The sequence below is a fragment of the Nitrospinota bacterium genome (genome assembly GCA_035528715.1).
In the GTDB taxonomy this organism is placed as follows: domain Bacteria; phylum JADFOP01; class JADFOP01; order DATKYB01; family DATKYB01; genus DATKYB01.
Genome location: DATKYB010000129.1, coordinates 1 through 23748, shown reverse-complemented (window position 1 = coordinate 23748; position 23748 = coordinate 1). Strand labels below are relative to the sequence as shown.

General features: G+C 40.3%; 22 protein-coding genes. 6 read left to right on the top strand and 16 right to left on the bottom strand.

What is annotated here, in order from left to right; genetic code table 11:
* The 6 genes from guaB to bioB all read right to left on the bottom strand — a co-directional run.
* A partial coding sequence (gene guaB / locus VMW81_09165; protein ID HUU51111.1) for an IMP dehydrogenase occupies window positions 1-1157 on the bottom strand: 1157 nt, incomplete at its 3' end.
* A gap of 124 nt (window positions 1158-1281) precedes the next feature.
* The gene (mutL, locus tag VMW81_09160) at window positions 1282-3063 is read right to left on the bottom strand and encodes a DNA mismatch repair endonuclease MutL (GenBank protein ID HUU51110.1); all 1782 of its coding nucleotides are present in this window, start codon (window positions 3061-3063) and stop codon (window positions 1282-1284) included.
* A gap of 180 nt (window positions 3064-3243) precedes the next feature.
* Window positions 3244-3948: a dethiobiotin synthase gene (gene bioD, locus VMW81_09155; protein HUU51109.1), complete on the bottom strand. Its 705-nt coding sequence runs from the start codon at window positions 3946-3948 to the stop codon at window positions 3244-3246.
* Window positions 3945-5318, bottom strand: coding sequence for an adenosylmethionine--8-amino-7-oxononanoate transaminase (gene bioA / locus VMW81_09150; GenBank protein ID HUU51108.1), 1374 nt, complete (start codon window positions 5316-5318; stop codon window positions 3945-3947). The genes bioD and bioA overlap by 4 nt, the downstream gene beginning before the upstream one ends.
* 12 nt (window positions 5319-5330) lie before the next feature.
* On the bottom strand, window positions 5331-6497 hold the full coding sequence (gene bioF, locus VMW81_09145) for an 8-amino-7-oxononanoate synthase (protein ID HUU51107.1): 1167 nt from the start codon (window positions 6495-6497) through the stop codon (window positions 5331-5333).
* Complete coding sequence (gene bioB, locus VMW81_09140) at window positions 6494-7471, bottom strand: biotin synthase BioB (protein ID HUU51106.1); 978 nt, start codon at window positions 7469-7471, stop codon at window positions 6494-6496. Before bioB ends, bioF begins: the two co-directional genes overlap by 4 nt.
* Before the next feature lie 351 nt (window positions 7472-7822).
* Here bioB and VMW81_09135 point away from each other — a divergent pair, with 351 nt between their 5' ends.
* The 3 genes from VMW81_09135 (at window position 7823) to VMW81_09125 (ending at window position 10011) form a co-directional block, all read left to right on the top strand.
* Window positions 7823-8566: a hypothetical protein gene (locus tag VMW81_09135; protein ID HUU51105.1), complete on the top strand. Its 744-nt coding sequence runs from the start codon at window positions 7823-7825 to the stop codon at window positions 8564-8566.
* 144 nt (window positions 8567-8710) lie between these two features.
* Window positions 8711-9469 carry a hypothetical protein gene (locus tag VMW81_09130; GenBank protein ID HUU51104.1) on the top strand — a complete coding sequence of 253 codons (759 nt, stop codon included), beginning with the start codon at window positions 8711-8713 and terminating at the stop codon, window positions 9467-9469.
* Between the two features lie 11 nt (window positions 9470-9480).
* A complete protein-coding gene (locus VMW81_09125) occupies window positions 9481-10011 on the top strand; it encodes a hypothetical protein (GenBank protein HUU51103.1) in 531 nt (176 codons plus the stop codon).
* Window positions 10012-10354: 343 nt separating this feature from the next.
* Here VMW81_09125 and VMW81_09120 read toward each other — a convergent pair whose 3' ends face one another.
* Both VMW81_09120 and VMW81_09115 read right to left on the bottom strand, forming a co-directional pair.
* Window positions 10355-12259 (bottom strand): inverse autotransporter beta domain-containing protein, encoded by a 1905-nt coding sequence (locus tag VMW81_09120; GenBank protein HUU51102.1) that lies wholly within the window; start codon window positions 12257-12259, stop codon window positions 10355-10357.
* Between the two features lie 291 nt (window positions 12260-12550).
* Window positions 12551-13552 (bottom strand): hypothetical protein, encoded by a 1002-nt coding sequence (locus VMW81_09115; GenBank protein HUU51101.1) that lies wholly within the window; start codon window positions 13550-13552, stop codon window positions 12551-12553.
* A 134-nt stretch (window positions 13553-13686) separates the two neighbouring features.
* Here VMW81_09115 and VMW81_09110 point away from each other — a divergent pair, with 134 nt between their 5' ends.
* Entirely contained in the window at window positions 13687-13848 is a 162-nt protein-coding gene (locus VMW81_09110; protein HUU51100.1) for a hypothetical protein, read from the top strand.
* Window positions 13849-13935: 87 nt separating this feature from the next.
* Here the strand turns inward: VMW81_09110 and VMW81_09105 are convergent, their stop codons facing one another.
* Window positions 13936-15927: an inverse autotransporter beta domain-containing protein gene (locus tag VMW81_09105; GenBank protein HUU51099.1), complete on the bottom strand. Its 1992-nt coding sequence runs from the start codon at window positions 15925-15927 to the stop codon at window positions 13936-13938.
* A 257-nt stretch (window positions 15928-16184) separates the two neighbouring features.
* Entirely contained in the window at window positions 16185-17291 is a 1107-nt protein-coding gene (locus VMW81_09100; protein ID HUU51098.1) for an Lpg1974 family pore-forming outer membrane protein, read from the bottom strand.
* Between the two features lie 597 nt (window positions 17292-17888).
* Between VMW81_09100 and VMW81_09095 the strand changes: the two genes are divergently transcribed.
* Both VMW81_09095 and mazG read left to right on the top strand, forming a co-directional pair.
* Window positions 17889-18263 (top strand): PilZ domain-containing protein, encoded by a 375-nt coding sequence (locus VMW81_09095; protein ID HUU51097.1) that lies wholly within the window; start codon window positions 17889-17891, stop codon window positions 18261-18263.
* 212 nt (window positions 18264-18475) lie between these two features.
* Entirely contained in the window at window positions 18476-19309 is an 834-nt protein-coding gene (gene mazG / locus VMW81_09090; protein HUU51096.1) for a nucleoside triphosphate pyrophosphohydrolase, read from the top strand.
* A gap of 70 nt (window positions 19310-19379) precedes the next feature.
* Here the strand turns inward: mazG and VMW81_09085 are convergent, their stop codons facing one another.
* From VMW81_09085 to VMW81_09060, 6 genes are all read right to left on the bottom strand, one after another.
* On the bottom strand, window positions 19380-19817 hold the full coding sequence (locus VMW81_09085) for a DUF5661 family protein (GenBank protein HUU51095.1): 438 nt from the start codon (window positions 19815-19817) through the stop codon (window positions 19380-19382).
* 27 nt (window positions 19818-19844) lie between these two features.
* On the bottom strand, window positions 19845-20897 hold the full coding sequence (locus tag VMW81_09080) for an adenylate/guanylate cyclase domain-containing protein (GenBank protein ID HUU51094.1): 1053 nt from the start codon (window positions 20895-20897) through the stop codon (window positions 19845-19847).
* A gap of 152 nt (window positions 20898-21049) precedes the next feature.
* Complete coding sequence (locus tag VMW81_09075) at window positions 21050-21535, bottom strand: superoxide dismutase [Ni] (GenBank protein ID HUU51093.1); 486 nt, start codon at window positions 21533-21535, stop codon at window positions 21050-21052.
* Between the two features lie 83 nt (window positions 21536-21618).
* Window positions 21619-22230, bottom strand: a complete 612-nt coding sequence (gene wrbA, locus VMW81_09070; protein HUU51092.1) for an NAD(P)H:quinone oxidoreductase — start codon at window positions 22228-22230, stop codon at window positions 21619-21621.
* Between the two features lie 158 nt (window positions 22231-22388).
* Window positions 22389-23501 carry an FAD-dependent oxidoreductase gene (locus VMW81_09065; protein HUU51091.1) on the bottom strand — a complete coding sequence of 371 codons (1113 nt, stop codon included), beginning with the start codon at window positions 23499-23501 and terminating at the stop codon, window positions 22389-22391.
* Window positions 23502-23571: 70 nt separating this feature from the next.
* On the bottom strand, window positions 23572-23748 hold a 177-nt coding region (locus VMW81_09060), incomplete at its 5' end, for an MBL fold metallo-hydrolase RNA specificity domain-containing protein (protein ID HUU51090.1).

Genomic DNA, 23748 nt, shown 5'->3' with positions numbered 1-23748 from the left:
CCTCGATAAACCTTATAGCTTCTTCCCTGATAAAGAATTTTTTCACCGGGGCTTTCTTCTGTTCCGGCAAATATACTTCCAATCATTACAGTATGGGCACCGGCCGCTAAGGCTTTCGTAATATCGCCAGAATATTTTATTCCACCATCAGCAATGATGGGAACTTTATGTTTCTCTGCCTCTTCAGCACACTCTTTTATGGCGGTTAGTTGGGGAACACCGACCCCAGCGATTATTCTCGTTGTACATATAGAACCAGGTCCAATGCCGACCTTAACAGCATTCACCCCACTCTTGATTAAATCTAAAGTCCCCTGTTTCGTAGCAACATTACCCCCTATAATCTGAATATCTGGATACTGATTTCTCACTGACTCTATGGCTTTTAGTACGGCTATTGAATGTCCATGTGCTGTATCCACAACGATAACATCAACCCCTGCATTGATAAGACTCTCTACCCTTTTCTTCATATCACTCGCTATGCCCACTGCAGCCCCTACCATGAGCCTCCCCAATTTATCTTTGCAGGCAATTGGATACCTCTTTCTCTTCTCAATATCTTTGATGGTTATCAAGCCCTTAAGGTTATATTTCTTATCCACAACAAGGAGCTTCTCAATCCTATTATTGTGTAACAGCTTTACAGACTGTTCCAGTGTGGTCCCTTCTGGAACAGTGATCAAGTTATCTTTTGTCATCAAATCTGAAACCCTTTTGTTTAAATTGGTCTCAAATCTTAAATCCCTATTTGTCAATATTCCAACCAACTTCTTCCCCTGTGTGATCGGTATCCCTGATATACGATATTTACTCATAATCCCCAATGCCTCAGCAATCCTTTGATCAGGAGACATGGTTATCGGGTCAACAATCATCCCGCTTTCTGACCTCTTGACCTTATCCACTTCATAAGCCTGCTCCTCAACTGACAAATTTTTATGGATAATACCGATTCCTCCTTCCTGTGCTAAGGCAATGGCTAACCGAGATTCAGTCACCGTATCCATAGGGGCACTTAAGAGAGGAACATTCAGCCTTATCTTTTTTGTAAGAGATGTAGAAATGTCAACTTCTCTGGGCAGAACTTTTGATTTATCTGGTAATAACAATACATCATCAAAGGTTAATGCTGTAGGGATTTTATCCTCTAACACCTTTACCTCTCCTTAAAAAAATAAAACTTCATCATAAAAGAGATATCTTCATCTAAATTTAAAATAATTTACAGAATAATAGTCTTATCTGTCAAGGTAAATAAAACGAAGATAACGGCAATACCTACTTCATCTGGAATTTCTTCTTGATATCATCAATAGCTAAAACCAGCATTATCGGACGTCCATGAGGACATGTATGAGGGATATCCGTCTTCATCAAATCTTCCATGAGCTTTACCATCTCTTCTTCTTCCAAGGGGTTATTGTCCTTTAATGCCCCATGGCAAGCTATTGAGACCAATATATCCTCGACCATCTCTTCAAATGGTTTAACCCTATCTATCCCTGTGAGTCTGTCTAAGATATCATGGAGCACGCCTTCACTATCCTTCTCAGAAAGTAGAGTAGGCACCCCCCTCAAACTAAAAGTATTCTCTCCAACATGTTCAATCAAAAACCCTATACTTGAGAGTTTTTCAGCATATTTCGTAAGTAGGGATGTTTCCCTATGGGTAAACTCGATCTCTTTTCGAAATAAGAGGTGTTGCACTTCTACATGAGACTCCTTGTAGTCTTTTAGCAATTTTTCAAAGAGGATTCTTTCATGAGCAACGTGCTGGTCTACAAACAGGATGCCTTCTGGTATATCAAAGAGTAAAAAGGAGTTATCCACCTGTTTTAGAACTCTTAACCTCTCCCCTATTGATTCTGGTTTGAATAATAAGCGGCTGTCAAAACTCCCCAGTTTCAAGCTACTGAAATCTTTCATTACTGAAGGGGAAGATTTTGAGATCATTTCTGAGATTTTTTCCTTATAGTCATCCAGAGGCTTCCCAAACCCCTCATCGAGGAATTCAACTCTTCTCATACCCTCCTCTGAACCGCTAACACTCTCTCTTTGAGTGGGTTTTCCTTTCAATAGATAATTTCTTATCATCTCTCTTATAAAATCATGTACCTCATGTTGATTTCTGAATCTTACCTCCATCTTTGATGGGTGGACATTGACATCAATCGTGTCAGGCCTGACATTTAAAAACAGGAAAAATACGGGATTTCTGTCCTTTAAGATAAAGGTCTTGTATGCCTCATAAACAGCATGGGTCATCATCCGATCTTTTATAGGACGGGAATTGACAAAGAGGTATTGATATCCTCTTGATGTCCTTGAAATAGAAGGTGAAGAAATATAACCCCTGAGTTCTAAGCTGTTATATCTGGCTTTCACCTTAATCAGATCTTTTACCCTCTCTTTTCCAAAAAGGATGGTCAAGCGGTCAAGATCATCTCTCAGAGGAGGGATATTTTGCAACAACCGATTGTTATGCAAAAGCTTGAAGTGAATGTTTGGATGTGCCAGGGCCTCTTGATTGATAATGGTATTGATATAACCCAGCTCTGTATTCACACTCTTTAGAAATTTCAACCTGGCAGGTGTGTTATAAAAAAGGTCATTTACCTCTACTACAGTACCTGCAGCAGAGCCAGCATCCTTAACCTCTTTTAATTTACCGTTCATAAGGTAGAGCTCTGTCCCGATATTCTCACCCCTAAAAAGGGTGGTAATCTTCATCTTTGAAACAGAAGCAATGGATGGGAGGGCCTCTCCACGAAATCCAAGTGTCTCGATGTTCGCTAGCTCTTCCTTTGTCTTAATCTTGCTTGTCGAATGCCTCTCAACAGAGAGGATGGCATCTTCCCTTACCATGCCTGTCCCGTTATCTGTAATTCTTATCCTCTTTCTCCCCCCTTCAAAGACCTCTATGACAATAAAAGTCGCCTCGGCATCAACAGCATTCTCAACCAATTCCTTGACAACAGAGGCAGGTCTCTCGACGACTTCTCCTGCAGCGATCTGCTTGGCTAAATCCTCTGGAAGTATTTGAATTCTATAGTTTTTCATCTGAAATTCTGGTATTGTGAGATGAGTGGAAAAGATATCTTTTTATAATCGAAAAAAATTGAAAAGTCAAGAAAAAAACAATATGTTGTATAAAATATTTAATTTAACACAACATATTGTATTATAGCGGGAAAATCAATTATTGATAATGGCTTCTACTGCTCCAGCGAATTTTTCCCTTTAAATCTGCTTCAGGATTGAAGAAATATCGATATTCTTCTTGATTAAATCTATGAGAAGTCCTTTTTTTTCAATGATTTTAGGGGAATAAGGAAAGTCTCCGATGATGGGAACTCCCAAGAGCTCTTTGAGAACACCTGGGTTTGTTTTCTCAGCCAATCCACGATCCTTGGAGAGATGATTGATAATAACACCAAAAACCTTTATTTTTAAATGAGTTGCATGATTTACAGTGAGGAGGGTATGGTTGATTGTCCCGAGGTTGGCTCTGGTCACAACCAAAGCAGGGAGTTTCATCAACTTTATCAAATCTGAAACAAAAAATCCCTTTTTAATAGGAACCATGAGACCGCCTAAACCCTCAACTATCAGAAACTTATGCCTCCCCTTTAGTTTCTTATAATCACTTAAAATCTTATCGGCATCAATTTCAATTCCCTCTCTCTTTGCAGCCACAGAGGGTGCGAGGGGCTTTTCCAAAGAATAGGAGTTAATCAATTCAAGGGGATCGTTTGTCCCTGCCATAACCTTGAGAAAAAGGGTATCAGTGGGAATTTTTCTTCCATCAACCACTCTGCATCCGCTCTCAATCGGCTTCATCACTCCAACATCGATTCCTTCATCCTTTAGGGCAGCGGCAATTCCCCCGGCAATAACTGTCTTTCCCACCCAAGTATCTGTCCCTGTAACAAAAATCCCTTTCATCTCTCCGTAACCTTTTTTATCGATTCATATATGATATCAGTCATCCTCCCTAAATCCATCTTTGAAATAGATAGCGGAGGAAGAATGACAATCACATTTCCAAGCGGCCTGATAATCAGTCCCCTTTTTCTCGCCTCCATGATAACCCTTATCCCTATCTTCTTCTCCAGAGAATAGGGCTTTTTTGTCTCCTTATACAGGACCAGTTCAATTCCTACCATAAAACCGGCCTGTCTGATATCTCCCACATGTCTTAACTGTCTGTATTTCTCCAGTCGCTTCTTTAAATAGAGAATTTTCCCCTGTAAGATCTGGAGGGTCTTTTTCTTCTTAAATATTTCTAAATTAGCTATGCCTGATGCACATGCCAGGGGATTTCCTGTGTATGAATGGCCGTGGAAGAAGGTCCTGAAATCCTTATACTCCCCTAAAAAACCGCTGAATATCTCTTCTGTTGTCAGTGTGGCAGCCAAGGGGAGATATCCGCCGCTTATCCCCTTTGCCAGTGCCATGATATCTGGAACAACTCCCTCATGTTCACAGGCAAACATCTTCCCTGTTCTCCCAAAACCTGTTGCGACCTCATCAACAATCATCAAAATCTTATATTTCCTGCACAGCTCCCGTACCCTTTTTAAATATAAAGGGGGCTGGACAATCATCCCAGCTGCTGCCTGGATAAGGGGTTCGATAACAAGGGCAGCTATCTCATCTCCCCTTTTCTTCATGATATTTTCTATTGAATCCAGGCACTTAATATTACACTCTGGATAAGAGAGCTTCAAAGGACAGCGGTAGCAGTAGGGAGACTCAGCCTTAAATGTCTTAAATAAAAGGGGTTTATAGATTGAATGAAAAAGGTCAATCCCCCCAACGCTCACAGAGCCGATTGTATCACCGTGATAGGCATTTCTAAGCGTGATGAACTTTGTCTTTTTTGAAAATTTTTTGGATTTTTGCTGCCAGTACTGGAAAGCTATTTTTAACCCGATCTCCACAGCGGTCGAGCCATTATCTGAATAAAAGATTTTATTCAGGCCCTTTGGAGCAATCCCTATTAATTTTTTAGCAAACTCGATTGCAGGAACATTCGATATGCCGAGCATTGTTGAATGGGCCACCTTTTTCAACTGGGAGCTCATTGCTCTGTCAATCTCTTTTTTTTGATGGCCGTGGATATTGACCCATAAAGAGGAGACCCCATCCAGATATTTTTTCCCATAGATATCCTTTAAAAAAACCCCGCTTCCCTCCTCGATGATAAGGGGTTTTTCCTTGAGATAATCCTTCATCTGCGTAAAGGGATGCCAGATATATCTCTTATCATCCCTCTCTAAAAGAACATTTCTCTTTTTTCTCTCTTTTTTCATACTCTCTCTTTTTCAGATGATATTTAATTCTCTGCCTGCCTTTTTAAAGATATTGAGGGCCTTTTCAAGGTCCTCGATGCTATGCGTTGCCATGACAGTGGTCCGAAGCCTTGCATATCCCTGAGGCACAGTTGGTGGCCTGATCCCCTGTGCAAAAACCCCCTCTTTTAGGAGCATCTCTGTCATATCCATGGTCTTTTTGGTATCGCCAATAAGTATGGGGATAATCTGCGTGTTGCTCTCCATAGTATCAAACCCGAGCTCCTTTAGCCACGTCCTGAAAAAGACCGCATTTCTCCAGAGCCACTCCCTTAGCCCTCCCTCTTTCTCAGCGATCTCTATGGCCTTTATAATGGCACCAACAACACCTGGTGGAAGGCCTGTTGTAAAGATAAAACTCCTTGCCCGATTGATGAAATATTCCCTTATTTCCTTCTTTCCCCCAACATAGGCACCGAACACACCCAGAGCCTTTCCAAAGGTTCCCATGAGGATATCGATGCCCTCATCCAAACCAAAATACTCCATTGTCCCCTTTCCATTCTTTCCTAAAACACCTGTGGCATGGGCATCATCCAGCATAACATATGCAGAATATTTCTTGGCGAGCTGAATTATCTCAGGCAAAGGAGCAATGTCTCCATCCATGCTGAACACCCCTTCTGTAATAATGAGCCTCCTTCTGTATTTAGAGGAATCCTTTAACAAAGCCTCTAACTTCTCCATATCTTTGTGGGGGAACCGCTTGAACATTGCTCTGCTCAGCATACACCCATCAATAATGCTTGCATGGTTGAGTTTGTCTGAGAAGATGACATCGTCCTTACCAACAAAAGAGGAGATAATCCCTATGTTTGCCATATAACCGCTGCTGAATACTAAGGCCCGCTCAACTCCCTTAAACTTTGAAATCCTCTCTTCTAATTCATCATAGATTTCGATATTGCCTGAGATGAGCCTCGAAGCACCAGCACTGGCTCCATATTTCTCTGTAGCACTGATAAGCGCCTCTTTGACCTTGGGATGGTTTGCAAGACCGAGATAGTTGTTTGAGGAGAGGTTTAAAACCCTTTTCCCTCCAAGGTTAATAAAAGGCCCCTGTTCACCTTTAATACTCCTCAGCCACCGATAGAGCCCCTTTTCTTTGAGTATATCCAGTTCTTCTCTTATTTCCTTCATATCTCTAATCCCAAATCTTTTATCATCTGCAGGTCTTCTTTTGGCTTTCTTCCCTTAGTTGTCAGATAGTCCCCAATCAGTATCCCGCTCGCACCTGCCATGAACATCATGGGCTGGAGGTCTCTTAGGGTCACTTCCCTTCCTCCGCAGATGACAATCTCTTTTTTGGGAAGGATAAATCGAAAAAGCGCGATTGTCTTTAGCGCCTCCATTGGCTCCATCAAAGGCCTTTTTTCTAAACCTGTCTCTTTAATTGGATTGAGAAAATTGATGGGAACAGAATCGACATCGAGCTCCCGAAGCGCAAAAGCGAGCTCAATCCTCTGCTCTTTAGTCTCTCCCATCCCAACGATTCCTCCGCAGCAGACATAGAGCCCTGCCTCTTTGGCAATCTTAATGGTCTCAAAATTTTCGCCGTAAGAATGGGTCGTGCAGATGTTATTGAAAAAGCTCTTTGATGTCTCTAAGTTGTGGTGATAATTCTGGAGGCCTGCCTCTTTTAAGCTTAGAGCCATTTCTTTACTCAACATGCCGAGAGAAGCACACCTGATAATGCTGTTGCTGTCCTTGAGAGTGGATATAAAGCTGGTAACGCGCTCAAGCTCATCCTCTTTTAATGCCTTTCCGCTCGTAACAATGCTGAACTCATGCGCGCCTATTCTTTTGGCATTTTGGGCTTTGTTTAAGATATCATCTTGATTTAAAAGGGGATATTCCTGAATATCGGTCTTGAAATATGCTGACTGAGCACAGAAGGCACAATCCTCAGCACATCTCCCTGACTTGGCATTCACAATCGAACAGAGATTAACTTTATTTCCCTTATATTTTTTTCGAATCTTATCTGAAAAGAAGAGGATATCAAAGAGATGCTCATCACCAAGACTTATAAGCTCTAAGGCCTCCTTGTATTCGATCGGCTCTTCCCTTAAAATCTTCTCACCGATATCTCTAACAAACGGGTTTAAAACCATTCCCAAACTCACCTTTTTAAATTAAAAAGAAAAAAGTATCACTACTTTTGGGAGATGTCAAATTGATAACTTGTGAAATGTTCTGCCCCTTTTTTGCTCGTCCAAAAAAGGGACAAAAAAAAGGACGCCCCCTGCTTTTTTAACGGTCTTTGCCTTCGTTCACTTCGGAGAAACAGCAAACTCAGCCTTCGGCTTCAAACAGCTGCTTCTTTTTTCCTCACTCGCTTGTCCAATCCCTAAAAAGCATAAGGGGGATAAGACAAGTTATTTAGATTATTGACAAATTCCTTAATAGGTGTAAAAATTGCTTGAAATTATTAGCGCTTTTTAAGGAAGCATATGAGGTAAAAAATGATTAAATTATCTGATGAATTTAAGAAAGAATTATCTAAACCGGCCAATCTGATTCAGATAAGCATATTAGTTATTCTCTTTATTACCGCACTGATTTTACTAGAAAACCTTTTTCAGATTAACAAACAATTAGAGATAACCGAGATTCTTAATAGACCTATTTGTGCTGTTAAGAATGTAGAAATAGAACCAACTCATGAAAAAGAATATCATCTTAATATTACTTTTATGAATTTTGGGAAATATCTTGCTGAAAATGTTTCTATTAATTGGAAATGCTTAATTCCTGAGACTAAAAAGAAAAAAGATGGTGAAAAGAATATAAAACCAGGGGAAACTATTATTTCTGGTTCATCTAAAAATATTACTTTATTGCCCCAGCAGGAAATTAAACAAGGCTTCTATTTTTTTAAAAAATCCCTCGATGGTATTTTGGAACAAATCCCTCTTCTTTTAGACATTACTATAGAATATGAATCAATAAATAATAGTATTGAACAGTATTCTTGTTCGTATTTGATTTCAAAACCAAAAACTTTTACAGGCAGAATTCATACTATTCTTAAAAAAAGTAATTTGATAACTGGCACAATTATACCTGTTGACCCAACAAAAAATTTGGGAATTAAAAGACCTCATTCTGTCTCACCAGATGAAGCAGAGGTTAGATTCAAAATAGATGTGGAAAAACACCCAATTCCCTTATCAAGAGATATATCTCCAAGTGCAGTGGCTAAGTAGCTGAAAAAAATAGAATAAGGTAGGAAGGTGTTTTTATTAAGAAACAATCTGAATCTGATAATTTAATTAAGAAAAGAAATGAAATACGCTTATTTTTAGAAAATATACACAATTATTTATTTCTACTATATTTGAAATGTAAAAATGTATCCATATGAGTTTTTTACAAAATATCGTATAGATAATTTAAAAAATCAGGTGTTTGTTGGAATGTGGTTTAATCCTGAACATCATAAACGTTATGAAAATATAATAGAAAAAGCAATAAGAAAATGTGAGACTTTAACTCCCTACCGTGTTGACCAACCAGTTTCTGGGGATTCTATTCCGATAAATATATTAGAAGGGATTTTAAATTCAAGAATTGTTCTATTCGAAATATCTTATATCACACAAAAAATTAAACTTATTGGTTCTGCTGAAGAAAAGCGTTTTCGCAACGCAAATGTTATGTATGAACTAGGGTTAGCACACGCGTGGCGTTTGCCAGAAGAAATTATTGTGATAAGAGATGATAACGATACCCTTCCATTTGATATTACAGCCTACAGAGTTCACCAATATGACCCTAATGATATAAATAGGTCAATTGAACGAATATCAACAATTATAAATAAAGCTATTAAAGAAATAGATAGAACTAAATCAATAATGGTAGAAAGAGCTGTTAAGTCTTTAGATGCAACGTGCTTTAGATTCACGCATGAAAATAGAGGTCATTATTTTAGTGAGGCTCGTTATGATCCTAAGCTATCGCATATCATACCCCGACTTCTTGATCTGGGTCTTTTATGGTTAGATACTTCAGGTGGTGGAGGGTCTTATGTATATCATTGGACAGAATTAGGGCGAGATGTAATTAAAAGTCTGGGAATTGATATATACCCAAAAGAAAAGTCGTAAAATAAATAAAAATGGAATTTCCAACTGAACATAAAATAGGTACAATAAAAAAAAGAGAGCTAAAAAGGTTTTTTAAAAAAAATTTACCATTTATTTTATTATTTCTTCTTTGTGTTCTAACTTATCTATGTTTTCTATGTATTCCTAATCCATTTCTTTGTTATGGATATAATCCAATTAAAATTGGAAAAGCTCCGATAGAGTTCGATTGGACAGGCAAATCTTATCAATGTAGATTCGGCATAGGCAACTCTGGCTTTTTTGCTGTAAAAAATCCTCAATTACATTTAACTTTTATAGACAAAGCAACTGTCACTTTAGACTCGGAAAATAAAGAGTGGCAGGCTAATGATTATAATAAGTTTTTTTGGTCGAAGGATATTGTAATATCAGGGGGGATATTTAGGGAGGAATATTTTGCTGAACGTGCTTGGCCAATAAATGTAATATTTCATAAAAAGGGAATTAATAGAATAAAATATATTATAACCTCTAATGGAATACAAAAAACAGGGATAATTAAGGCTATTAATAAATACTAAATAAATTATAATAATTTGAATTTATCTATTTTAATCTCCCCCCTCCTTTTCAGGATTTTTCTTCAAAGATTCGCAAAGCGATTTTTCCGTATCTTTTTAAATCCCCATTTCGATTTTTTGGGGATGCGGCAAGCAAACCATGTTTTTTAAACCTCCCCTTTACGATTTTTCAGGTTGAAGGTGAGCAAAGCAAGGGAAAAAGAAGCAGCTGTCTGAAGCCGAAGGCTGAGTTTGCTGTTTCTCCGAAGCAAGCGAATCTGAGACCGCCCGGAAAAATCGTTGGGGTGTCCTTCTTTGGTTCATTTCTTGGACAAGCAAGAAATGAACAATTAAAAATCTCTTCTTAATTCGGGTCAGTGGTCAGCCAAGGGGTGTAGTTAACATCATCATTACCACCCACAAGTTTCGGCTTGTCGCCGCCCCAGTAATTGTTCTGTGCTGTGAAGCTGTAACCAGTAGATTCAAAAAAATCTGCTATTGTGTTGTTGTAAATCGAATTGTATCCTCCCTCTCCTGTGGCTGCATTGCCCAGCTTCATGTCAGTAGGGTCGTTGTCGGCGAAAGTAATACCATAATCGTTGCCGGTGATGGTGTTGTGCGAAAACGTGAAATCGGAAAGATTGCCGTGGTTGTGAAGAAGAATCCCGTAATTACTATTATTAGAGATGGTATTGTTGGCTACTGTCCAATTGTTGACTACTGGACTTACAGCGCTCTCAACCCTCAAACCATCAGCATTATTTGTTAAGATATTATGATGGATATTTCCTCCGCTCACATCAAATCCATAAATGCCTGCATATCCGGCAAATCCGCTGTTCTGTACTTTTAAACCCCTTATCTCAACGTTGTCCGCTGATACCCTGAGACCAGGTAATGCTAAATTATCTCCGTCAAGAACAGGATAGCCCCCTCCTCCGCATCCGGGGAATGCCTCATGACCTTCTCCCCAGATAATGGTGTTCTGGTTGCTCACGATAAAAGGGTTGAGAAGGGAGGCCGTGTAGTTCCCGCTTCCCTGGAACACATACAGGGTTTCGCCGTCCGAGAGGGCGCTCAAGCCCTCGGTCATGGTATCGTAGGGATGGTCGAGTGAGCCGTCCTCGATTCCTGTGGTGTTCCTGTTGTCTACATAGACCATGTCGTATATTTTTTGTTCGTTCGATTCTCTTGTGCTTTTGTTAGATACAACATCAATGTCCCTCACCACAAGGTCGGTCATCCTCTCCCTCGGCTTTCTTTTGCCCCTCTTCTTAAAGTAGTCCTTCCACCCCTTGAACGAAAGGGGGATGGAGATGTATCCGCCCACAAGGACATCTGTTTCAAAGGCATTGTCATCCCTTATCTCCACATTGATAGCCAAGAGGGGAAAGGGCCTTATCTCTATCCTTCCCTTGATGCCGTTAATGTCATCCCCTATCTCTGAATCGTAGTTGTAGCCCCCAAGATAGGCCCTTGTCTCAATGATATCGGAGATGCCAGGGATGAGAACACCCCCCTCATAATCAAGGCCCCTCAGCGGCTCCTCAAAGTTGTTGATGGTATGGGAAAGAAAGCTCCTCTGAGCGAACCTGTAGCCGGTGCCCTCGGAAAGCGTCCTTTTTCCGGATACAGGGAAGTAGAAGTTTGACCGAAGATCAAACCACTCTGTGATGATGGCCTCTAATCCCAAGCCGAGCTGGTTATGGCGATAGTTGTTCTCGCTTCTCTGCGTGTCAAAGTAGCCGTTGATGCCGAGAAACATCTTATCGTTAAAGAGAAGATGGCGGTAACCCATGCCTATGTTCACTTCTTCTGTATCGTTGCTCCCAAAGACAGCCCTTGGGTTGGCAAAGAAAAGGGAGTTCTTTTTCCTGAAAAAGGGGATGAGTCCATCCACATAGTAAAGCGTCCTTCCGTTCCCTCCCCTTAAGCCCGGGCTTATCTTTGCCGGCCACTCCTGAAGAGATTGGCTCTGAGGGGAATTTGGGTTTGGTTCTTTTCCTGAAAGATTGAGAGAAAAGATATTATCGATGTAGTAGTTCTGGCTCTTTTGCTCAACCCTTACATCAGGGCTCATCTTAGAAAGCCACTCTGTAAGGGGCTGTTTTCCTTGGGGCAGGCTAAAGCTTGGTTCTGCAAAAGAAAGAGATGGAATCAATAAAAAAACGATCAGGCATATATTTGCTATAAAAAGATAAAGAGAAGAGCTAAGACAAACCTTGAGGGAATAACAGGACTTTTTCAAAGGTTCAATATGGTCTTGCATCTTTCCCCCCTCCCAAAGGGTAATGGTGAATCAAAGATGCAAACGATGATTAACTAAAACAGGAAGAGAGTCTAATAAGATGATGAACTGGAAGTGAAATCAAAGTGGGAAAATCAAAATTATGGTATTAAATCTGATGAAAAGCTTTCTAAAAAACCCTCCCTCCAAAACAGACCTTTTCTACCAAAAAGGTAGGATTAAGTCAATACAATTTCGCGGTCTTCCCCCCCTTTCAATTTCTTGGGATGCGTCAAGTGAGAGGAAAAAATCGAGTCCTCATATTTCACAATATCAAAACGGTATAGCTATTTGTGCCATGCCGATTACCATCAGGGATGATTCATCCTCTATATGTGCGGCTCTATCCGGGATGCTTGCGTCGCTAGGATTACGTGGATTGACGACTTCGGGCACGTAGCTGAGCCAATGGAGCCCAGCGCTTAAAGAGAGAGTCCCGAACCCAATATCGAACTGGAGTTTTATATTCCCGATTCCCCGAACTGCCACCTCCTCATCAGAATCTGTTACATGAGCAGTAGAAATTGTTACCTCACTGGTCTCTTGCGAACCATCAAAATCGCTTCTGGCATGAACAACGGACAGCTCTGCATTCGCGACCAGACTTACCCTGTCAGAAATCTGCCTGGTGAAGTCCGCACCACCTGTGATGCCCAAATACATGGTCTCTGTATCCTCGCTCACAGATGTGGTGTCCCCATCGAATTTACCACCAGATAGTTGGCTAGAGATATCGATGTCCTGCTCAAAGAAGAACAGGGTCGGCCCAATATAGGGCGAGACTTTCCAGTTCAATCCAATTTTATTGTCGCCCTTCAAGACCAGGCTGAAGCCGTAATATTCAGCTTTGGAATCAATGTTGACAAGCGCACTAATGGTACCTACATAAGTATTACTCGCATCAATCTGCGTGAAACCGGCCAAAGACAAATCGGCCAAGATAGTAGAGCTCGACGTGCTCTTAGCCCTGCTGTAAAACCCTGATAGTTCCACCCGATTATTCCTGCCAAAGGAGAGGGGGCTTTTGAATCCCTTTCCAAATGTCAAACCAAAAATTCCTCCATCTGCCTCCCCGTCTTCTTTATGCTCTTCGCCTAGGTAACCAGGATTTGCCACATACCTCCCACCGAAGTTGACGTCGGGTGCATTAATGTAGAATATACCCCCGAATGGTTCGATGAAAATCCCCCTTTGATTTTCTTCTGCAGAAGCAGAGTGAGAAAGAGCAACAAACACAACCAATATGATAATTCCCATCAAAATTTTTTTCACCATAAAACACTCCCCCTATCTATTGTTATAAAATAAATGAATGAATAGAGACAGATGTGGGGAAAGGTTCTTTGGAGCAACAATCTTATAAGAACAATATGGTCTAACATCTTTACCCTCCCTCCCAAAGGGTAATAATGAATCAAAGATGCAAACCAGGAAGAGAGTCTAATAAGATGATTAAACTGGAAGTGAAATCAAAGTGGGCAAAGCAAAGTTATGGTATTACATCTGATAAAAAGCTTTTTAAAAAACCCTCCTTCCAAAACAGACCTTCTCTATCAAAAAGAAAGGATTAAGTCAAGAAGATTCTGCGGTCTTAAAATCCCCCTATTCGATTTTTTGGGGATGCGTCAAGCAAGAAAGGGACAATTAAAAATCTCTTATTAATTCGGGTCAGTGGTCAGCCAAGGGGTGTAGTTAACGGCATTATTACCCACCACAAGTTTCGGCTCTTCGCCGCCCCAGTAGTTGTTCTGTGCTGTGAAGCTGTCATTGGTAGCTTCATAAAAATCGGCTGTGCCATTATTATAAATCGAGTTGTATCCTCCAGTGCCTGCAGATGCATCACCAAAATTAACATTATTAAAAGTGGCAACAGCATGCAAGCTTTCTTCATTTATGTTAATGCCATAATTTGTATTCCCTGTAATTGTGTTGTTCGTGAAGGTAAAATTGGAGATTGTAGGGGAAGAATTTAGGGTCATCCTAAATCCATTCTCATTATTAATAAGCCTGTTTCTTGAAAAAACAAAATTGGAAAGATGCGCCGCGCCATAAAAATAAATCCCGTAATTACTATTATTAGAGATGGTATTGTTGGCAACTGTCCAGTTGGAAACCGTATTGTCTAGTATATTACTCCAGACAGACAAACCACTACCATTATTTGTTAAGATATTATGATGGATATTTCCTCCGTTCCTGTTTTCTGCGTGGATGCCTCTGCTTCCGCTGTTCTGTATCTGTAAACCCCTTATCTCCACGTTGTCCGCTGAGACAGTGAACACATCCCCTGCAGCATTTCCGTCAAGAACAGGATAGTGGTCGTCTCCTCCGCATCCGGGGAATGCCTCATGGCCTTCTCCCCAGATAATGGTGTTCTGGTTGCTCACAGTAAAGTTGCCTTCGTAGTTCTTGCTTCCCTGGAACACATACAGGGTTTCGCCATCAGAAAGGGCGCTCAAGCCCTCGGTCATTTCATCGTAGGGATGGTCGAGTGAACCATCCTCATCCACATCACCTGTATTGGAGTTGTTCACATAGACCATGTCATACACTTTACTTTCACCCAAGTCTCTGGTGCTCTTGTTCGATACAACATCAATGTCCCTCACCACAAGGTCGGTCATTCGTTCTCTCGGCTTCCTCTTGCCCCTCTTTTTCCAGTAGTCCTTCCACCCCTTAAAGGAAAGAGGAATGGAGATGTATCCGCCCACAAGAATATCTGTTTCAAAGGCATTGTCATCCCTTATCTCGACATTGATAGCTAAAAGAGGAAATGGCCTTATCTCTATCCTTCCCTTGATGCCGTCAATGTCATCCCCGATCTCTGAATCGTAGTAATAACCCCCAAAATAAGCCCTTGTCTCGATGATATCAGAGATACCTGGGATGAGAACACCCCCCTCATAATCAAGACCCCGCAAGGGCTCCTCAAGGTTGTTGATGGTATGGGAAAGAAAGCTCCTCTGAGCGAACCTGTAGGAGACACTATCAGGAAGAGTCCTCTTGCCGGATACAGGGAAGTAGAAGTTTGAGCGAAGATCAAACCACTCTGTGATAATGGCTTCTAATCCCAGGCCGAACTGGTTGTGGCGGAAGTTGTTCTCGCTTCTCTGCGTGTCAAAGTAGCCGTTGATACCGAGAAACATCCTGTCATTATAGAGAAGATGGCGGTAACCCATGCCTATGTTCATCTCTTCTGTATCGTTGCTCCCAAAGACAGCCTTTGGGTTAGCAAAGAAAAGGGAGTTCTTTTTCCTGAAAAAGGGGATGAGACCATCCACATAGTAAAGGGTCCTTCCGTTCCCTCCCCTTATGCCCGGGCTTATCTTTGTAGGCCATTCCTGAAGAGATGGGCTCTGGGGGGAGTTTGGGTTTGGTTTTATGCCTGAAAGATTGAGAGAAAAGATATTATCGATGTAGTAGTTCTGGCTCTTTTGCTCAACCCTCACATCAGGGCTCATCTTAGAAAGCCACTCTGTAAGGGGCTGCTTTTCTTTGGGCAGATTAAAGCTTGGTTCTGCAAAAGAAAGAGATGGAATGAATAAAAAAACGATCAAACATATATTTGTTAGAAAAAGATAAAGAGAAGAGCCAAGACAAACCTTGAGAAAATAACAGGCCTTTTTCAAAGGTTCAGTATGGTCTTGCATCTTTCCCCCCTCCCAAAGGGTAATAATAAATCAAAGATGCAAACGATGATTAATGGAACAGGAAGAGAGTCTAATAAGATGATAAACTGGAAGTAAAATCAAAGTTATGGTGTTACATCTGATAAAAAGCTTTTTAAAAAACTCTCCTTCTCAAAACGAACCCTTTTCTAGCAAAAAGGCAGGTTTTAGTCAATAAAATTCTGCGGTCTTAAAATCCCCCTTTCGATTTTTTGGGGATGCGGCAAGCAAGATAATAATCAGAAAACATATTTAACCGAGAAGACTATTCCATCAAAGGTTACACTGTCTCCTTCATCCACTGCCTTAGCATCGTGGACATCATCTACAAAATTCTTTTGGGTTAATACATCTGTCCAGTAGGAGATAAGATAACCAAGCCTGAATTCTAAATCAGGTATGGGAGTCCAACCCAGACCTATGTCCAATTCATAGACAGGGAAGACACTCTCATACTCACTTGAGGTATCTTTCAAGGTTATGATATTGTAGATGTCTTTATATTTAGCATCCGTATGACCGACTAATAATGAGATTGCTCCATCCACCTGAAAATAAAATTTGTCATTAAAAAAACTGCGTTTTCCCATTACCCCAACTTTTGGACCGAACATATTCGTTTCTATATCGCTTGTTACTCTATCCGTGTTTGGACCTTCTTTGTAAGTAGCAGATAAATCCTGGTCAATCCTTGCATATCTCAATCCGATTAACCCGCTTGTGGTAAGTTTCCCGCTCTGAAACAAAGGCCTCGTATATTCCAGGTCGATTACATCCAGCTCATAATCCAAATGAGCAGATGCTGAATCAGCCTTTTCAAAACCAGCATCTGGACTATTTAAAAGAGCCCACAGGGTTCCTCCTGATGGTTTGGTGATGCTGAAATCTTCATCAGCATCAAAACGCCAATAAGATGAAGACAACCGGCTATTATTCTCAAATTGATATCCCAGTGTATATTTTCCTGAAACAGTTGAAAATGTATCGAACTCTATGCCTCTTGCAGACCCTTCAGGCCAATTGTTAGTATTACTATCAGATATTGCTACATCAATGTCATTTCCCCTTGGAGTCAGAAGTAAAACTTTTGCATCAAAAAATAAACCCGTATCATCCGCTTTTTTCGGCACCTCTACTACGGCCTTCACTTCCTCCTTTACCTTCTCCTGCTCTGACATTCTTCTCTTCAAATCTTCCAGTTTCTGCTGATTCTCTTTGATCTGGGTTTCTAACCTTTCGATTACCTTTCTTAAATCCTCTTCCTCAGCCTGAGCAAAAGACCCGGTAAATCCTAAAATTAGGAAAATCATAAAAAGAGATAATACAAGAACTGTTACCTTTTTCATAGATGCCCTCCTTTTTTATTGGTTAACTGAAAAAACAAGAAATATAGATTTTTTTACTTAGATAAACTCTCCTGTTCACCCCCTTTTTTATTTAATTGGATTAAGAAAATAGAGACAAACAAAGATTACTTGAGAAAATAATCTGGCAAGAATAGAGTGGCCTGGCATCTATACCCCCACCTCCCAAAGGGTAATAATAAATCAAAGATGCAAACGATGATTAATGGAACAGGAAGAGAGTTTAATAAGATGATAAACTGGAAGTAAAATCAAAGTGGGAAAATCAAAGTTATGGTGTTACATCTGATAAAAAGCTTAAAAACCCTCCTTCCCAATTAGACTCTTATCTATCAAAAAGATATAATTTAGTCAATAAGATTCTGCGTTTTTGAGACTTAATTTTCTCCTTAAATTTCATAAAGGTAGAGTAATCCAGCTTTACAATAGGCAATAATTGTTCCATTTTAAAGGATAGAGGTAAATAAATGATTTTGCCTTTATTTTGTTTCTGAAATTATATTAAAGTCTTATGGGAGATTGCCGATAAAATAATATGATAAAAAGCGTAGTTTGTCTAAATGAGGGGTTATCTTAAAAATGGGAGATTTAGCAAAAGAATTAGTCCTAAAAGAGAGGCGTCGAGCACCGAGAACATACCTGGATAACGCCTTCATCAACGTATATTCCCAAAAGATAGAGGATAACATAGATTTTAAAGCGAAAGTTTGTGATATTTCTTCACTTGGTATCAGATTTGTTTCTCACAAGCCCTACATCCTGGACTCAAAACTCAATATCGCTCTCTTGTCGCCAACGAATAGCATTGTGATGGGTGTTACAGGAAGAGTGGTCCGTTCAGAAAGCAGAAGTACTCATGAGTACCACATTGCCCTCGAATTTAAAGTAGATCCCAAACAGCAATCCTCAATCGAAGATTACATCAAGATAATGAAGATGAGAAAAATGGGATAAAAAACGAAAATAAAGCTTGCAATATTTCCATCCCTGAATATAATCATAAAAAACTGCTGGGCTCTATCTGTCTCATGAATATCTAAGGACGCTCAAGACAAAAACCATACTATTAATCCTCTGAAATTACTTAAAAGAATTCTCCATATTCGTCTTGGACCAAGAATGATATTCTTGCTGTGATGCGACAGGGCCCAGCGATTTTTTTAATTATGAGAAAAAAAACAGGCAAAAAAAATCAAATAAAAAAATCCTATAAAAAAAAGGACGACCTCTTTAAGTCCCTTGTCGAGATAATGGATTGCCTCAGAGGAAAAAGCGGATGCCCCTGGGACAAAGAGCAGACAAGGGAATCCATAAAACCCTTCTTACTGGAAGAGACATACGAGGTCTTAGAGGCTCTTGACAGGAAAGACCCGGAGGAAATCAAGGAAGAGCTGGGAGACCTCCTCTTTCAGATCCTCTTTCATGCCCAAATCGCCAAGGAAAAGGGGGAGTTCGACATCTATGATGTTCTGAGAACAAATGTTGAAAAGATGATTACCAGGCATCCCCATGTCTTTGCAGGTAAAGATATCTCCACATCCAAACAGGTCCTCATTCACTGGGAAGAGATAAAGAAGAGTGAAACAAAAAATAACAAGAGAAAGTCTATCATGGACGGCATTCCCTACAAATTACCAGCCCTCCTAAGGGCTCATCGCTATCAGGACAGGGCAGCCAGGGTTGGGTTTGATTGGGAATCTGCCAAAGATGTCATCAAAAAGGTTGATGAGGAGACAGGTGAGCTTAAAAAAGCCATAAAAATTGAGGACAGGAAGTTCATAGAGGAAGAAATCGGAGACCTCTTGTTTGCCATTGTGAACCTCTCGAGGTTTGTCAAGATAAACCCAGAAGAGGCCCTTAAAAAATGCATCTATAAATTCAAAAAAAGATTTGAATATATAGAGAAGGAATTGACCAAAAAGGGTAAAGATTTAAAAGATTCATCCCTTGAGGAAATGGATATCATATGGAACAGGGCGAAGAAAAAGAAAATCCCCTAATTTTTCCTTCTTTATCAATCTCTTTTAGTTAGCCAATCCGAAAAAAACTGAATTATCGCTCTTTACTTAACTACTTCAGCTCCTCTGATTCTTTTTGACTTAAGATGCGTTTCGCCTCGGCGAGCCTTTTATAGTAAGATGCGATTTTCGCTGAATCCTTTGCAACGGCTGCTTTGTGCACATCCCCCTCTAACTCGGCAACTTCAAGGCGCTTGTAGTAATCGAGGAATTCTTTCATGTGAGCCAGCACGATCTTTCCTGTGATTACAGGATGGTTGTTTGTCACGTTCGCGTCCTTAAATCCTGTGCCGTGTTCGAGTTCAACTTCCAAGCCCTTTCGAAAGTCCTCAAGGTCAATATCCATTCCTTCAACATTGACCTCATTGAGAATCACTTCCGCCTCTTCTGGCAATACCTTAGTCTCGGTCAGTTCAGTCCAGTCTCTTATGCCAAGTTCTTTACAAACCCTCTTCACCTCATCAACAGTGATATATTCTTGAAGCTCCATAACCTCCTCCTTTCTTTATAAAAATCTTTAGGATTTTTTATATCTGTATAGCTTAATCGGCTGGGTCTTTCCTTTCAAGAGCATCTCCTCTGTAAATTCGAATTCTTCTTGATTTTCGATCCGAGCCAATGTCCCTTCTGAAATCATAAAATTTCCCGGTTCTGCTTCTGATTCTATCCTAGAAGCGATGTTGACAGCGTCACCGATAACTGTCATATCTTTCCTGTCTTCTGAGCCTATATCACCCTGTATGAGCCTTCCACTGTTAATACCAATCCTGACATTTATTTGTGGTAATTCCTTGGACTCTAGAGCCTTGTTTAAACTCGGCAGTCCTTTAAAAAGAATACCTTTTGCAGCATTAACGGCATCTTGAGCATCGATAAATATTGCCATAACAGCATCACCCATGAATTTATCTATATCACCGGTGTTCTGTCTGATAACCTGAGATGCCAAAGTGAAATATGAATTGAGGATTGTGACGATCACCTCTTCTGAATGTTTTTCTGAGATGCTTGTAAAGCCAACAATATCCATAAAGAATATACTCAATTCTTTAGATGATGCCACTATGGGAATTTCTTTTGAAACAGATTTTTTAATCGTTTCATAAGTCGTTTTGGAGACATACTGCTTGATAAGCTTTTGAAATTTCTTCTGCAAAATACGGAGTCTCTCTTCAGAAGAAATATCTCTGAATACTTCTATAGCTCCAATAATTTGGCCTTTTTCATCTTTAATCGGTGCAACATGGGTGGAAACAGGAAACCTGTGCTTATCCTTGCGAAGAGGGAATACCTTTTCTTCTACATGCGTATCTGACTGAATGGCCTTAACAAGGGGACAATCTCCCCTGCACAGAAGGACTCCATCCTTATCAATATGATTGAGAATATCATCCCTACAGGATTTCCCGATAACCTCTTCTGCCTTATAATCAGTAATGGCCTCTGCACCTTTATTCCAGAAGGCTATCTTTCTATCTGTATCAACGACATAAACACCATCAAATATGAAATTTAAAAGGTCTTTTGTTTCCTTTGTTAGATATTTTAATACTTTCTGATAGTTATCCATTTTTTAAAATGACCCCTCTTCTCTTCTCTGTTTGAGTCAAAGTTGATGATAAAAAAACGGGTTTAAACCTAACCTCTGCAAAAATATTTTTTTAAATATTATATGAGCATCCAATAGTTTTCAAGAAGTAAGTATCAAAATTTTATCATCAATCAGTGGATATACCTTTCGCTTTCAGGACCAAAATAGACGTTTCTGAAATCAGATAAGAGAAATTTTAGCTTCTCAACATTTTTAATGTCGGTTGTTTGTTTTGATTTCATTGCATATACGAGCATTTCATGAAGCAAAGTCAATTGTCTTATATATCTTTTGTGCTTCTCTTTATTCTTTTCATAAACAGGTCTTATCCTCTGGGTCATGAAATACTGATATACGATAGATTGAATCTCCTGAGAGTGCTTTTCTTTGTTGTTAACCCAGCGCACTAACTGATTATAGTTGATATTCTTTTCCTCTGACAGCTTTTTAATCATCTTCATGGATTTTTCTATGGTTTTTATATGTTCAGAAATCATATCGAATCGCATTTCGTCGCCATATATACCGCAGGGTACTTCACAGTGGGAAAATACTGGTTGAGTAAATAATAGAAGAGAAATTGATAGAACAACTAAACTTAAGAGAACCTTTTTCATCTTGAACCCCCTCCCTATAATATTTTCGAATATTTCGTCCTTTGCGGACTTATTTAATGAGCATGAAACCTATTCCTCTATCATCACTTCCCCTGTAGTTTCAGCCCAACCTGAGCCAAGCGACAACCCAAAGCGCGGCAAATCGAAGCTTCTTCCCCGTCAATTTCTCGTTTACTGTCCGTGCCTGCAACATGACCCGGTCCGTATGGCGAACCCCCGCCTTTAGTTGTGAAAAGCTCCTGAACAGAGTATGGCACGCCTACAAGAACCATCCCGAGGTGCAGCAAAGGAGCCATAAGGGTAAGGATCGTTGTCTCCTGGCCTCCGTGAAGGCTTCCTGTCGAGACAAAAACCCCGGCTGGCTTGCCCTCCAGTTCACCTCCCAGCCACAAATTTGTCAGCTGGTCAATCTGGTTTTTCATCTGGGCCGACACATTCCCAAACCTTGTCGGTGTGCCAAAAGCGATAGCCCCGGCTTCTTTGAAGTCATCTGGTATAACCAGAGGCACGTCTTTCTGTATCTCTTTTCCCGCTTTCATGTCTTCACGCGACTCAATAACCGATTCAGGAATGAGTTCAGGAACGGTTCGGATGATTGGCTCTGCGCCTGGAACCTCCTTCACTCCCTCTGCCACAAGTTTCGCCATCTTGTAAACATTACCATAGGTGCTGTAATAAACAATCAAGACTTTCATAACACCCTCTCTTTTCTCTAAGTTCAATTTCGATTAACCATATGTGTATCTGCCGTTAGATATTTATAATAAATTTTCAACCTAAAATAGGCAATGTCAAATAGTTTTTTCAATTTTTCTTTATTGTACAGTAAGAAAAGGCAACGAGGAAAGATTTCTTAGGAGTCTTGGAATTTTGACATGAAGCTCGTATCGATATAGTTCTTGAGTGTAAAGGCAAGCCTCCCCTTCCATACAAAAGAGCCGCGTACAAAAATACCCATACCATCCCCCATGTTAAAAATAAGCATGTATCTTTTCTGAGGCGAAAAAACCTTAAGAGGTTCTCCTTTGAGGCTGGCTAAAAGATTATCGAAGAGAATCGGACTCTCACGAACAGCATACACACCTACCCGTTCAAGAGACCTTCCTTGAATGGCGATACAATCACCCCCGCCAAAGATCTCTGGATATCTTATGCTCTGGAGATAATCATTCACCAAGAGGGCTCCTTCTCTGGAGGTTTCCAATCCTGACTTCAGAAAGATGTCTGAGGGTAAAATACCAATAGCCAATATAGCAATATCAAAAGCAATCTCATCTCCTGACTGTGAACGAACAAATCCTTGATTCATAGATGTAGCCAGAAAGCTGGAAAAGATTCTTATTCCACGCTTAAAGAGGGACTTCTCGGCCAAACGGCCAGCCTTCGAAGCTACATTGGGAAGGAGCCGATCAGTAGAATTTGCTATGATAATTTCTGCCTTGCCATAATTATCCTGAACAAGCCGCCAGATATTGCCTGCCAGTTCAACGCCGGCTGGACCACCTCCTATGATAAGAATCTTCGGGGCTCCCTTTTTCATCTTATCAAGAATCGTTTCGCGAAATCTCTCCAAACTCTCAATGGGCTTTACTGTAAAGGCTTCCCCTTCAGCGCCAGGAATGAGATTTTTCGGCACATAGCTTCCTGTATTGAAAGAGGCTAAATCGTATTCTATCTTTTCGCCCCCTTCGAGAATGAGGGTGCGGTTTTCTGCATCAATTGACGCTACTTTTCCCTTTATAAATTTTCCTCCTCGTGATTCCATCATGGCTTGAATATGAAACCGTATCTGCTCTGGTTTGTAAGTTCGAGAGAGCATGCCTGGCCCCATGCCTGAATAGTAGTGATAACAATCCGGACCTATGAGAATAACCTCAGCATTCTCCTGAATCAATTGGTCTGCATTTTTTAATGAGTAGATGTGGGCGTGTCCCCCGCCGACAAGCGCCAAGCGTTTTTTGAACATATCATTCCAAGTCTTTTCTATAAAGGAATTTTTTCAGCATACTTTTTATGAAACCCTGGTCTTACCTCTTTTACACCTCAAATACTTGATGCATTTCTGGAATCTCCACACGTTCAAAACCAACTTTTGATCTGAGACTCTCTGCTAATTCTGTCGCCGATTCCTCTTCACCATGCACTATAAAGGTTCTTTTGGGTTTTTTTTTCATTACAGAAGCCCAGGCAAGTAGTCCCTCTCGGTCAGCATG

What these genes read in the sequence shown, in the direction of transcription:
- mutL (HUU51110.1), bottom strand. Translation starts at nt 3,063, where the DNA reads ATGAAAAACTATAGAATTCAAATACTTCCAGAGGATTTAGCCAAGCAG.
- bioD (HUU51109.1), bottom strand. Translation starts at nt 3,948, where the DNA reads ATGAAAGGGATTTTTGTTACAGGGACAGATACTTGGGTGGGAAAGACA.
- bioA (HUU51108.1), bottom strand. Translation starts at nt 5,318, where the DNA reads ATGAAAAAAGAGAGAAAAAAGAGAAATGTTCTTTTAGAGAGGGATGAT.
- bioF (HUU51107.1), bottom strand. Translation starts at nt 6,497, where the DNA reads ATGAAGGAAATAAGAGAAGAACTGGATATACTCAAAGAAAAGGGGCTC.
- bioB (HUU51106.1), bottom strand. Translation starts at nt 7,471, where the DNA reads ATGGTTTTAAACCCGTTTGTTAGAGATATCGGTGAGAAGATTTTAAGG.
- VMW81_09135 (HUU51105.1), top strand. Translation starts at nt 7,823, where the DNA reads ATGATTAAATTATCTGATGAATTTAAGAAAGAATTATCTAAACCGGCC.
- VMW81_09130 (HUU51104.1), top strand. Translation starts at nt 8,711, where the DNA reads ATGTATCCATATGAGTTTTTTACAAAATATCGTATAGATAATTTAAAA.
- VMW81_09125 (HUU51103.1), top strand. Translation starts at nt 9,481, where the DNA reads ATGGAATTTCCAACTGAACATAAAATAGGTACAATAAAAAAAAGAGAG.
- VMW81_09120 (HUU51102.1), bottom strand. Translation starts at nt 12,259, where the DNA reads ATGCAAGACCATATTGAACCTTTGAAAAAGTCCTGTTATTCCCTCAAG.
- VMW81_09115 (HUU51101.1), bottom strand. Translation starts at nt 13,552, where the DNA reads ATGGTGAAAAAAATTTTGATGGGAATTATCATATTGGTTGTGTTTGTT.
- VMW81_09110 (HUU51100.1), top strand. Translation starts at nt 13,687, where the DNA reads ATGAATCAAAGATGCAAACCAGGAAGAGAGTCTAATAAGATGATTAAA.
- VMW81_09105 (HUU51099.1), bottom strand. Translation starts at nt 15,927, where the DNA reads ATGCAAGACCATACTGAACCTTTGAAAAAGGCCTGTTATTTTCTCAAG.
- VMW81_09100 (HUU51098.1), bottom strand. Translation starts at nt 17,291, where the DNA reads ATGAAAAAGGTAACAGTTCTTGTATTATCTCTTTTTATGATTTTCCTA.
- VMW81_09095 (HUU51097.1), top strand. Translation starts at nt 17,889, where the DNA reads ATGGGAGATTTAGCAAAAGAATTAGTCCTAAAAGAGAGGCGTCGAGCA.
- mazG (HUU51096.1), top strand. Translation starts at nt 18,476, where the DNA reads ATGAGAAAAAAAACAGGCAAAAAAAATCAAATAAAAAAATCCTATAAA.
- VMW81_09085 (HUU51095.1), bottom strand. Translation starts at nt 19,817, where the DNA reads ATGGAGCTTCAAGAATATATCACTGTTGATGAGGTGAAGAGGGTTTGT.
- VMW81_09080 (HUU51094.1), bottom strand. Translation starts at nt 20,897, where the DNA reads ATGGATAACTATCAGAAAGTATTAAAATATCTAACAAAGGAAACAAAA.
- VMW81_09075 (HUU51093.1), bottom strand. Translation starts at nt 21,535, where the DNA reads ATGAAAAAGGTTCTCTTAAGTTTAGTTGTTCTATCAATTTCTCTTCTA.
- wrbA (HUU51092.1), bottom strand. Translation starts at nt 22,230, where the DNA reads ATGAAAGTCTTGATTGTTTATTACAGCACCTATGGTAATGTTTACAAG.
- VMW81_09065 (HUU51091.1), bottom strand. Translation starts at nt 23,501, where the DNA reads ATGTTCAAAAAACGCTTGGCGCTTGTCGGCGGGGGACACGCCCACATC.